The 10808-nt window shown below is 72.3% G+C and carries 10 protein-coding genes; all 10 read left to right on the plus strand.

The genetic code is table 11. The features are described from left to right. Window positions 1-3309: a carbamoyl-phosphate synthase large subunit gene (gene carB, locus AC2TEW_RS15380; RefSeq protein WP_484623879.1), complete on the plus strand. Its 3309-nt coding sequence runs from the start codon at window positions 1-3 to the stop codon at window positions 3307-3309. A 70-nt stretch (window positions 3310-3379) separates the two neighbouring features. Continuing rightward, window positions 3380-4483 (plus strand): quinone-dependent dihydroorotate dehydrogenase, encoded by a 1104-nt coding sequence (locus tag AC2TEW_RS15385; RefSeq protein ID WP_484623895.1) that lies wholly within the window; start codon window positions 3380-3382, stop codon window positions 4481-4483. A 106-nt stretch (window positions 4484-4589) separates the two neighbouring features. Then, complete coding sequence (locus tag AC2TEW_RS15390; RefSeq protein ID WP_484623880.1) at window positions 4590-5447, plus strand: iron-sulfur cluster-binding protein; 858 nt, start codon at window positions 4590-4592, stop codon at window positions 5445-5447. Then, complete coding sequence (locus AC2TEW_RS15395; protein ID WP_484623881.1) at window positions 5444-6418, plus strand: dihydroorotate dehydrogenase; 975 nt, start codon at window positions 5444-5446, stop codon at window positions 6416-6418. The genes AC2TEW_RS15390 and AC2TEW_RS15395 overlap by 4 nt, the downstream gene beginning before the upstream one ends. Beyond that, entirely contained in the window at window positions 6415-7251 is an 837-nt protein-coding gene (gene pyrF, locus AC2TEW_RS15400; protein WP_484623882.1) for an orotidine-5'-phosphate decarboxylase, read from the plus strand. The genes AC2TEW_RS15395 and pyrF overlap by 4 nt, the downstream gene beginning before the upstream one ends. A gap of 246 nt (window positions 7252-7497) precedes the next feature. Continuing rightward, a complete protein-coding gene (gene mihF, locus AC2TEW_RS15405; protein WP_033819202.1) occupies window positions 7498-7824 on the plus strand; it encodes an integration host factor, actinobacterial type in 327 nt (108 codons plus the stop codon). 60 nt (window positions 7825-7884) lie between these two features. Further along, on the plus strand, window positions 7885-8442 hold the full coding sequence (gene gmk / locus AC2TEW_RS15410; RefSeq protein ID WP_063794310.1) for a guanylate kinase: 558 nt from the start codon (window positions 7885-7887) through the stop codon (window positions 8440-8442). 58 nt (window positions 8443-8500) lie between these two features. Continuing rightward, window positions 8501-8767, plus strand: a complete 267-nt coding sequence (gene rpoZ, locus AC2TEW_RS15415; protein WP_033819200.1) for a DNA-directed RNA polymerase subunit omega — start codon at window positions 8501-8503, stop codon at window positions 8765-8767. A 148-nt stretch (window positions 8768-8915) separates the two neighbouring features. Beyond that, window positions 8916-10154 (plus strand): bifunctional phosphopantothenoylcysteine decarboxylase/phosphopantothenate--cysteine ligase CoaBC, encoded by a 1239-nt coding sequence (gene coaBC, locus AC2TEW_RS15420; protein WP_484623883.1) that lies wholly within the window; start codon window positions 8916-8918, stop codon window positions 10152-10154. A 156-nt stretch (window positions 10155-10310) separates the two neighbouring features. Further along, window positions 10311-10808, plus strand: a 498-nt coding sequence (locus AC2TEW_RS15425) for an S-adenosylmethionine synthetase N-terminal domain-containing protein (RefSeq protein WP_484623884.1), incomplete at its 3' end; no start/stop codon positions are given.

Here is a 10808-nt window from a genome sequence, read left to right on the forward strand (position 1 = left end):
GTGCCGAAGCGCACCGACATCAAGTCCGTCCTGGTCATCGGGTCCGGCCCGATCGTGATCGGCCAGGCGGCGGAGTTCGACTACTCCGGCACCCAGGCCTGCCGGGTGCTCAAGGCCGAGGGCCTGCGGGTGATCCTGGTCAACTCCAACCCGGCCACCATCATGACCGACCCGGAGATCGCCGACGCCACCTACGTCGAGCCGATCACCCCGGACTTCGTCGAGAAGATCATCGCCAAGGAGCGCCCCGACGCGCTGCTGCCGACGCTGGGCGGCCAGACCGCGCTCAACACCGCGATCTCGCTGCACCAGGCGGGCACCCTCGACAAGTACAACGTCGAGCTGATCGGCGCCGACGTCGAGGCGATCAACAAGGGCGAGGACCGCGAGCTGTTCAAGGGCGTGGTCGAGGCCGTCAACGCCAAGATCGGTTACGGCGAGTCCGCCCGCTCGGTGATCTGCCACTCGATGGAGGACGTCCTCGCCGGCGTCGACACCCTCGGCGGCTACCCGGTCGTGGTCCGCCCCTCGTTCACCATGGGCGGCGCCGGCTCCGGCTTCGCGCACAACGAGGAGGACCTGCGTCGGATCGCCGGCCAGGGCCTGACCCTCTCGCCGACCACCGAGGTGCTCCTGGAGGAGTCCATCCTCGGCTGGAAGGAGTACGAGCTGGAGCTGATGCGCGACAAGCACGACAACGTCGTGGTGGTCTGCTCCATCGAGAACTTCGACCCGATGGGCGTGCACACCGGTGACTCGATCACCGTCGCCCCGGCGATGACGCTCACCGACCGCGAGTACCAGATCCTGCGCGACATCGGCATCGCGGTGATCCGCGAGGTGGGCGTCGACACCGGCGGCTGCAACATCCAGTTCGCCGTCAACCCCGACGACGGCCGGGTCATCGTCATCGAGATGAACCCGCGGGTCTCGCGCTCCTCCGCGCTCGCCTCCAAGGCCACCGGCTTCCCGATCGCCAAGATCGCCGCCAAGCTGGCCGTCGGCTACACGCTCGACGAGATCCCCAACGACATCACCGAGCAGACCCCGGCCTCCTTCGAGCCGACCCTCGACTACGTCGTGGTCAAGGTCCCGCGGTTCGCGTTCGAGAAGTTCCCGAGCGCCGACGCCACGCTGACCACCACCATGAAGTCGGTCGGCGAGGCCATGGCGATGGGCCGCAACTTCACCGAGGCGCTGCAGAAGGCGCTGCGCTCGCTGGAGAAGAAGGGCTCGCAGTTCAGCTGGTCCGGCGAGGTGGGCGACAAGGCCGAACTGCTGGTCAAGTCCCAGGTCCCGACCGACGGCCGGATCAACACCGTGATGCAGGCCATCCGGGCCGGCGCCACCCAGGAGGAGGTGTTCGACGCCACCCGGATCGACCCCTGGTTCGTCGACCAGCTCTTCCTGCTCGACGAGATCGCCGCCGAGCTCGCCGAGGCCGACAAGCTCCACCCCGAGCTGCTGCGCCACGCCAAGCGGCACGGCTTCTCCGACCAGCAGATCGGCGAGATCCGCGGCCTCAAGCCGGACGTGGTCCGCGAGGTGCGGCACGCGCTCGGCATCCGCCCGGTCTTCAAGACCGTGGACACCTGCGCCGCCGAGTTCGCCGCCAGGACCCCGTACTTCTACTCGTCCTACGACGAGGAGAGCGAGGTCGCCACCCGCACCAAGCCCGCCGTGATCATCCTGGGCTCCGGCCCGAACCGGATCGGCCAGGGCATCGAGTTCGACTACTCCTGCGTGCACGCCTCCTTCGCGCTGGCCGAGGCCGGGTACGAGACCGTCATGGTCAACTGCAACCCGGAGACCGTCTCCACCGACTACGACACCTCCGACCGGCTCTACTTCGAGCCGCTCACCCTGGAGGACGTGCTGGAGATCGTCCACGCCGAGCGGCAGGCCGGACCGCTGGCGGGCGTGATCGTCCAGCTCGGCGGCCAGACCCCGCTGGGCCTGGCCCAGGCGCTCAAGGACAACGGCGTGCCGATCGTCGGCACCCAGCCCGAGGCGATCGACCTCGCCGAGGAGCGCGGCGCCTTCGGCCGCGTACTGCGCGACGCCGGCCTGCCGGCCCCCAAGCACGGCACCGCCTTCTCCTTCGAGGAGGCCAAGGCGATCGCCGACGAGATCGGCTACCCGGTGCTCGCCCGCCCGTCCTACGTGCTCGGCGGCCGCGGCATGGAGATCGTCTACGACGAGGCCTCGCTCGCCTCCTACCTGGAGCGCCACGCCGGCCTGATCTCCGAGCACCCGGTGCTGATCGACCGCTTCCTCGACGACGCCGTCGAGATCGACGTCGACGCGCTCTACGACGGCACCGAGCTCTACCTCGGCGGCGTCATGGAGCACATCGAGGAGGCCGGCATCCACTCCGGCGACTCCGCCTGCGCACTGCCCCCGATCACCCTCGGCGGCTACGACATCAAGCGGCTGCGGACCTCCACCGAGGCCATCGCCCGCGGCGTCGGGGTGCGCGGCCTGATCAACATCCAGTTCGCGCTCTCCGGCGACATCCTCTACGTCCTGGAGGCCAACCCGCGCGCCTCCCGGACCGTGCCGTTCACCTCCAAGGCGACCGCCGTGCCGCTGGCCAAGGCCGCCGCCCGGATCTCGCTCGGCGCCACCATCGCCGAGCTGCGCGCCGAGGGCCTGCTCCCGGCCGAGGGCGACGGCGGCACCCTGCCCGCCGACTGCCCGATCTCGGTCAAGGAGGCCGTGATGCCGTGGAGCCGCTTCCGCGACATCCACGGCCGCGGCGTGGACACCGTGCTCGGCCCGGAGATGCGCTCCACCGGCGAGGTCATGGGCATCGACAAGGTGTTCGGCACCTCGTACGCCAAGGCCCAGGCCGGCGCGTACGGCGCGCTGCCCACCAAGGGCAAGGTCTTCGTCTCGGTCGCCAACCGCGACAAGCGCAACCTGGTCTTCCCGGCCCGCGCCCTGGTCGAGCTCGGCTTCGAGGTGCTCGCCACCGCCGGCACCGCCGAGGTGCTCCAGCGCGGCGGCATCCCGTCCACCATCGTGCGCAAGCACAGCGAGGGCGAGAGCGAGACCGGCGAGCGGACCATCGTCCAGCTGATCCACGACGGCGAGGTCGACCTCATCATCAACACGCCGTACGGCACCGGCGGGCGCCTGGACGGCTACGAGATCCGCACCGCCGCCGTCTCCCGCGGCGTGCCCTGCCTGACCACCGTGCAGGCGATGGGCGCCGCCGTCCAGGGCATCGACGCGCTGACCCGCGGCGAGGTCGGGGTGATGTCGCTCCAGGAGCACGCGGCGCTGATCAACGCCGGACGCAAGTAGCACGACCCTAGTGGGGGGCACCGGGACCGGGTGCCCCCCACTTCCCATGTCCGTTCAGGAAGGCCTGCCCGTGTACAAGACCCTGTTCAACCTCGTCTTCCGGAAGATGGACCCGGAGAAGGCCCACCACCTCGCCTTCTTCTGGATCCGGCTGGCCGCCTCGGTCCCCGGTCTGCGGCAGCTGGTCCGGCTGGTGCTGGCACCCCGCCACGCCTCGCTGCGCACCACCGCGCTCGGCCTGGACCTCCCGGGCCCGTTCGGCCTCGGCGCCGGCTTCGACAAGGACGGCATCGGCATCGACGGCCTGTCGATGCTGGGCTTCGACTTCGTGGAGATCGGCACCGTCACCGGCGAGCCGCAGCCCGGCAACCCGGCGCCCCGGCTGTTCCGCCTGGTCGAGGACCGGGCGCTGATCAACCGGATGGGCTTCAACAACCAGGGCTCCGCCCGGGTCGCCGCCCGCCTCGCCGCGCGCCCGCACACCAGCTCCACCCCGGTGATCGGCGTCAACATCGGCAAGACCAAGGTGGTCGAGGAGGCCGACGCCACCGCCGACTACCTGAAGTCCACCGAGCGGCTCGCCCCGTACGCCGACTACCTGGTGGTCAACGTCAGCTCCCCGAACACCCCCGGGCTGCGCAACCTGCAGGCCGTCCAGGTGCTCGGCCCGCTGCTGTGGGACGTCCGCAAGGCCGCCGACGCCGCCACCGCGCACCACGTACCGCTGCTGGTCAAGATCGCGCCCGACCTGGCCGACGAGGACATCGACGAGATCGCCGACATGGCCCTGCAGCTGGGCCTCGACGGCATCATCGCCACCAACACCACGATCGGCCGGGACGGCCTGCGCGAGAGCGCCGACCGGATCGAGGAGATCGGTATGGGCGGCCTGTCCGGCGCCCCGCTGAAGGCCCGCTCGCTGGAGGTGCTGCAGCGCCTGCGGGCCCGCACCGAGGGCCGGCTGGTGCTGATCTCGGTCGGCGGCATCGAGACCGCCGAGGACGCCTGGCAGCGGATCCTGCACGGCGCCGACCTGGTCCAGGGCTACAGCGCCTTCATCTACCAGGGGCCGTTCTGGATGCGGCGGATGCACCGCGGCCTGGCCGACCGGCTGCGGGTGAGCGGGTACCGCACCATCGCCGAGGCGGTCGGCACCGCCAAGCCGGACGCCTGAGGGGGCGCGGCGCAGGGGTGTACGCGCGTCCGGGCGCAGTGACAGGGTCCGGACGGGTTTGGGAGAGTTCACACCGTCACAACGGCCGGCCGAGAGGTGGAGCGAGATGGCCAACCCCGTCCAGAGCGATGCCGAGGTGCTCGCCAGCACCGCCGAGGGGGCGTACCGCCGCCTGGTGCTCCGGGTGCCCGAGGCGGCCCCCCGGGTCGCACCGGGCCACTTCGCCACCCTCGCGGTCGGCGGCCCCGGATCCGCGCTGCTGCTCCGGCGGGCCTTCTACATCGACCGCGCCGACCCGGCCGCCGGGACCATCGAGCTGGTGCTCGCCGACCACGGGGCCGGCACCCGCGAACTGCGCCGCGCCGAGGCGGGCGACCGGCTCGCCCTGATCGCCCCGCTCGGCACCCCCTTCCCGCTGCCCGAGGGCCCGGTCAGCGCCCTGCTGGTGGCCGAGGAGTACGGCGCCGCGGCGCTGCTCACCCTCGCCGCGGAGATCCGCCGGGCCGGCGGCCAGGTCGGCTTCATCCTGGGCGCCGCCGGCGCCGACCGGCTGTACGGCGTCGACCGGGCCAGGGCGCTGACCCAGGACGTCCTGGTGGTCACCGCGGACGGCTCGGCCGGCCTGCCCGGCCGGGTCACCGGACCGCTCGCGCAGGCCGTCGCGGCGATCGACGCCCGGGTGGTGTACACCGCGGGCCCCGCCGCCCGGGCCGCCGCGACCGCCCGGATCGCCCAGGAGCTCGGGGTGCGCTGCTGGACGGCGGTCGAGACCCCGATGGCCTGCGGCACCGGGATCTGCATGGGCTGCGTCCTGCCGGTGGTCGGCGCCGACGGCGTCAGCCGTTTCACCCGCTGCTGCACCGACGGCCCGGTGTTCGACGGCGCCCGGGTGCGCTGGTCGGAGCTCGGCTCGGTACCGCCGGACCTGGAGGGCGCACCCGCGGCGGAGGTGGCGGCCCGGTGAACCCCCAGGACGTCGACCTCACCGTCCCGTTCGGCCCGCTCACCCTGCCGAACCCGCTGACCACCGCCTCCGGCTGCGCCGGGTACGGGCGGGAGCTGGCCAGGTTCGTCCCGCTGGACGGGCTGGGCTCCGTCACCACCAAGACCATCACCGCCCGGCCCCGGGCCGGCGCCGCCACCCCGCGGACCGCCGAGACCCCCTCCGGGCTGCTCAACGCGATCGGCCTGCAGGGCGCCGGGATCGACGCCTTCGTCCGCACCGAGCTGCCGTGGCTGGCCGAACGCGGCGCCCGGGTGCTGGTCTCGATCGCGGGCGACCGGCTGGAGGAGTACGCCGAGGTGGCCGCCCGGCTCAACGGCCGGCCCGGCGTGATCGGCATCGAGGTCAACCTCTGCTGCCCGAACGCCGCCGCCCGCGGCCTGGTGTTCGCCGGGAACCCGGCCACCTCGTACGACGTGGTCCGCGCGGTCCGCCGGGTGGCCGACGCGGACCTGCCGGTGTACGCCAAGCTCTCGCCGGACGTCACCTCGATCACCGAGATCGCCGCCGCCTGCGTCCAGGCCGGCGCCGACGGCCTCTCGATGATCAACACCACCCAGGGCCTGGCCATCGACCTGGACACGCTGCGCCCCGCCCTGGCGAGCGGCACCGGCGGCCTGTCCGGGCCCGCGGTGCGCCCGATCGCGGTGCGCTGCGTCCACCAGGTCCACGCCGCCATGCTGGCCGGCCGCATCCCGCAGGTGCCGATCATCGGCATGGGCGGCCTGCGCAGCGGCCGGGACGCCCTGGAGTTCGCGCTGGCCGGCGCGGGCGGCGTCGCGGTCGGCACCACGCTGTTCCACGACCCGGCCGCCCCGCTGCGCATCCTCGACGAGCTGCGCGCCGAGCTGGCGGCCCGCGGTTTCGCCAAGTTCACCGACGTGGTGGGCCTCGCCCACCGGACCACCCCCCGACCGGAAGGATCCCCGTGACCCTCGCCCCCTTCGGCGCCCGCCTCCGTACGGCCCTCGACACCCGCGGCCAGCTGTGCGTGGGCATCGACCCGCACTCCGCCCTGCTGACGGCCTGGGGCCTGGCCGACGACGTGGCGGGCCTGGAGACCTTCTCCCGCACCGTGGTCGAGGCGCTGGCCGACCGGGTCGCCGTGCTCAAGCCGCAGGCCGCGTTCTTCGAGCGGTTCGGCAGCCGCGGCATCGCGGTGCTGGAGCGCACGGTGGCCGAGGCCCGCGCGGCCGGTGCGCTGGTGGTGATGGACGCCAAGCGCGGCGACATCGGCTCCACCATGGCCGCGTACGCCGAGACCTTCCTCGCCGCGGGCAGTCCGCTGTTCTCCGACGCGCTGACGGTCAGCCCCTACCTGGGCTTCGGCTCGCTGCAGCCGGCGGTGGACCTGGCCCGGGCCAACGGCGCCGGGCTGTTCGCGCTCGCGCTCACCTCCAACCCCGAGGGGGCCGAGGTGCAGCGGGCCGTCGGCGCCGACGGCGTCAGCGTCGCCCAGGGCGTGCTGAACCGGCTGGCGGCCGAGAACGCCGGCGCCGAGCCGCTCGGCTCCTTCGGCGCGGTGGTCGGCGCGACCCTCGCCGAGGCCGGCGCGGACCTCGCGATCAACGGCCCGCTGCTGGCCCCCGGGGTGGGCGCGCAGGGGGCCACCGCCAAGGACCTGCCGCGGGTCTTCGGGGCCGAGGTCGGCAACGTGGTGCCCAGCGTGAGCCGTGACGTGCTGAAGCACGGACCGTCGGTGACGGCGCTGCGGGAGGCCGCCGCGCGCTTCGTCGAGGATGTGAGCGCAGTCACAAACGCCTGAGAATACCGGCCGCAACGCGGTGGATTTGCCCGGAAAGTCCTGGGTCGGCCCTGGCTGACCAGGACTTTTCGTGTTCTTTTCCTGACGTGGAAGCCCAAGTTGGGTAGTGTCCGGCGGTAGGTCGTCGAACGGCGGCGGATTTCCGTCGCTCTCGCAGGTCAGAGCCCTTAACCAGGGGTCTGCCTCCGGTGGCCGGGCACCACCAGTCATAGCTCCTCCCTTCCATTCACACCTGAGGTGAACGGCGTGGCTCTTCCGCCCCTTACTCCTGAACAGCGCGCCGCCGCGCTGGCCAAGGCCGCCGAGGCTCGTCGGAAGCGTGCCGACGTCAAGAACCGGCTCAAGCACTCCGGCGCCTCGCTGCACGACGTCATCAAGGCGGGCAAGGCCGATGACGAGGTCATCGGCAAGATGAAGGTCTCCGCCCTGCTGGAGAGCCTGCCGGGCGTCGGCAAGGTGCGCGCCAAGCAGATCATGGAGCGGCTCGGCATCTCCGAGAGCCGCCGTGTCCGTGGTCTCGGCACCAACCAGATCGCCTCCCTGGAGCGGGAGTTCGGCGGCGCGGCGTCCTGACCGGACCCCGAGTCGTACCCCGTGGTCCCCGGATCGTCCGCGATCCGGGATAATCGGTGCATGAGTGAGCGTCCGCGGCTGACCGTGCTCTCCGGCCCTTCGGGGGTCGGCAAGAGCACGGTCGTCGCTCATATGAGGAAGCAGCACCCCGAGGTCTGGCTCTCGGTGTCGGCGACGACCCGCCACCCGAGGCCCGGCGAGAAGGACGGGGTCCAGTACCACTTCGTCGACAACGACGAGTTCGACAAGCTGGTCGCCAACGGCGAGCTGCTGGAGTGGGCCGTGTTCGCGGGCAACCGCTACGGCACCCCCCGGCAGGCCGTCCTGCAGAAGCTCGAACGCGGCGAGCCGGTGCTGCTGGAGATCGACCTCCAGGGCGCCCGCCAGGTCCGCGAGTCGATGCCCGAGGCGCAGCTGGTCTTCCTGGCCCCGCCGAGCTGGGACGAGCTGGTCCGCCGGCTCACCGGCCGGGGCACCGAGCCGCAGCACGTGATCGACCAGCGGCTGGACGCCGCCAAGGTGGAGCTGGCCGCGGAGCCGGAGTTCGACACGACGCTGGTCAACACCTCCGTCGAGCAGGTCGCCTCCGAGCTGCTAGCCTTGCTCGGTGTAGTCTGACCGGATCGGTTCGTACAGCCGGTCCTTGTCAGAGATATCCACTTCGGAAGGTTCTAGCGTGTCCTCTTCGATGACCGCGCCTGAGGGCATCATCAACCCGCCGATCGATGAGCTGCTCGAGGCCACCGACTCCAAGTACAGCCTGGTGATCTACGCGGCCAAGCGCGCGCGCCAGATCAACGCCTACTACTCGCAGCTCGGCGAGGGCCTGCTGGAGTACGTCGGCCCGCTGGTCGACACCCACGTGCACGAGAAGCCGCTGTCGATCGCGCTCCGCGAGATCAACGCCGGCCTGCTGACCGCCGAGGCGATCGAGGCGGCCTGAGCTCCGGCACCCCTTCGGTGAGGGCCCGTCCCGCCGGTCGAAAGACCAGGTGGGGCGGGCCCTTCCGTGTGCTCCGGGCCACGTCGCGCCCGGCGTCTGAAGGGTCGTAAGGTGAACGTCGACCCGACCCGGAGGAGATGCAGCACCCATGAACGCGAGCCCGGAGCAGCCCCACGCCCCGCGCGTGGTCCTCGGCGTCAGCGGCGGCATCGCCGCGTACAAGGCCTGTGAGCTGCTGCGACGGCTCACCGAGTCGGGACACCGGGTGACCGTGGTGCCGACCGCGGCCGCGCTGCACTTCGTCGGCGAGGCCACCTGGGCCGCGCTGTCGGGCCGCCCGGCCGCCACCGAGACCTGGGCCAGCGTGCACGAGGTGCCGCACGTCCGGATCGGCCAGCAGGCCGACCTGGTGGTGGTGGCCCCGGCCACCGCCGACCTGATGGCCAAGGCCGCCCACGGCCTCGCCGACGACCTGCTGACCAACACCCTGCTCACCGCCCGCTGTCCGGTGGTCTTCGCCCCGGCCATGCACACCGAGATGTGGGAGCACCCCGCCACCCAGGAGAACGTCGCCACGCTGCGCCGCCGGGGCGCGATCGTGCTGGAGCCCGCGGTGGGCCGGCTCACCGGCGTGGACACCGGCAAGGGCCGGCTGCCCGAGCCGTCCGCGATCTTCGAGGCCTGCCGCCGGGTGCTGGCCCGGGGCGCCCAGGAGCGCGACCTGGCCGGCCGCCACGTGGTGGTCTCGGCCGGCGGGACCCGGGAGCCGCTGGACCCGGTGCGCTTCCTGGGCAACCGCTCCTCCGGCAAGCAGGGCTACGCGCTGGCCGCCACCGCCGCGGCCCGCGGCGCCCGGGTCACCCTGCTGTCGGCCAACGCCGAGCTGCCGGACCCGGCCGGCGTCGACGTGGTGCGGGTGTCCACCGCGCTGCAGCTGCGCGAGGCGGCGCTGAAGGCCGTGGTGGACGCCGACGTGGTGGTGATGGCGGCGGCGGTGGCTGACTTCCGGCCCGCCGAGTACGCCACCGGGAAGATCAAGAAGGTGGACGGCGTCGAGCCGGCCCCGGTCGCCCTGGTCCGCAACCCCGACATCCTCGCCGAGCTGTCCGCGCACCGGGCCCGCCCCGGCCAGCTGGTGGTCGGCTTCGCCGCCGAGACCGACGACGTGCTCGCCCACGGCCGGGCCAAGCTCGCCCGCAAGGGCTGCGACCTGCTGGTGGTGAACGAGGTCGGCGACGGCCTGGCCTTCGGGCTGGACACCAACGCCGCCGTCGTGCTGGCCGCCGACGGGGCCGAGGTGCCGGTCCCGCACGGCCCCAAGGAGGCGCTCGCGGACACCGTCTGGGACCAGGTCGTCACCCGGTTGCGAGTGGCCGACGCGCTGTGATCCGCACTGCTTGTACGCCCGATTGCGCGGGCAGGTGGCCCGTCCGAGGGGCCTGACCGTTACACTCCAGGAATCAAGTCTTTCCGGATGGCCACGGCCGGTGCGCACCGCGCCGTGGTCGTTCAGTCAGCAGCCGCTGCAACCCCAGGGAGCGCTGTGTCTCGCCGCCTGTTCACCTCGGAGTCGGTCACCGAGGGACACCCCGACAAGATCGCTGACCAGATCAGCGACACCATCCTGGACGCCCTCCTCAAGGAGGACCCCACCTCGCGCGTCGCCGTGGAGACGCTGATCACCACCGGCCTGGTGCACATCGCCGGTGAGGTCACCACCAAGGCGTACGTCCCGATCGCGCAGCTGGTCCGGGAGAAGATCCTGGAGATCGGCTACGACAGCTCCAAGAAGGGCTTCGACGGCGCGTCCTGCGGCGTCTCGGTCTCGATCGGCTCGCAGTCGCCCGACATCGCGCAGGGCGTGGACACGGCGTACGAGGCCCGGGTCGAGGGCGATGACGACCACCTGGACAAGCAGGGCGCGGGCGACCAGGGCCTGATGTTCGGCTACGCGTGCGACGACACGCCCGAGCTGATGCCGCTGCCGATCACCCTGGCGCACCGGCTGTCGCGCCGGCTGTCGGAGGTCCGCAAGAACGGC

The sequence above is a fragment of the Kitasatospora sp. NEAU-CNBT7 genome (assembly GCF_057220535.1).

Excerpts from the sequence above, each read along its gene's own strand:
- gmk (WP_063794310.1), top strand. The coding sequence starts at position 7,885 with ATGAGTGAGCGTCCGCGGCTGACCGTGCTCTCCGGCCCTTCGGGGGTC.
- AC2TEW_RS15390 (WP_484623880.1), top strand. The coding sequence starts at position 4,590 with ATGGCCAACCCCGTCCAGAGCGATGCCGAGGTGCTCGCCAGCACCGCC.
- coaBC (WP_484623883.1), top strand. The coding sequence starts at position 8,916 with ATGAACGCGAGCCCGGAGCAGCCCCACGCCCCGCGCGTGGTCCTCGGC.